The sequence below is a fragment of the Halomonas sp. ND22Bw genome (genome assembly GCF_003011945.1).
Lineage (GTDB): Bacteria > Pseudomonadota > Gammaproteobacteria > Pseudomonadales > Halomonadaceae > Halomonas > Halomonas halophila.
In genome coordinates this window covers 1-238 of record NZ_PXWD01001737.1, presented here as the reverse complement: position 1 = coordinate 238, position 238 = coordinate 1, and the positions used below count along the sequence as shown (strand labels likewise).

Genomic DNA, 238 nt, shown 5'->3' with positions numbered 1-238 from the left:
CTGCGATCTGGCCGGTTTCCACCTGCCGCGGGGGCAGGTCGGCAAGCGGCTGAGCCGCGGCTATCGAGACCAGCTCAAGCCGCGCAGCTATCGCCTCATCCGCTTCATCACCCGACGCCAGGGATTGATCGTGGCGCCGCGAAATCCATTGGGTGTCAAAGGGTAGAACGATCTGGCCAAGGGCGAGGTCCGCTACATCAATCGCCAGGTGCGGTCGGGCACCCGGCCGCTGCAGGAC

At 66.0% G+C, this 238-nt stretch carries 1 protein-coding gene; it reads left to right on the top strand.

Translation table 11 applies throughout. From position 1 onward, the window contains the following. Window positions 1–7 precede the first annotated feature (7 nt). A complete protein-coding gene (locus tag CVH10_RS24230) occupies window positions 8–166 on the top strand; it encodes a substrate-binding domain-containing protein (protein WP_369336023.1) in 159 nt (52 codons plus the stop codon). Window positions 167–238: the final 72 nt, after the last annotated feature.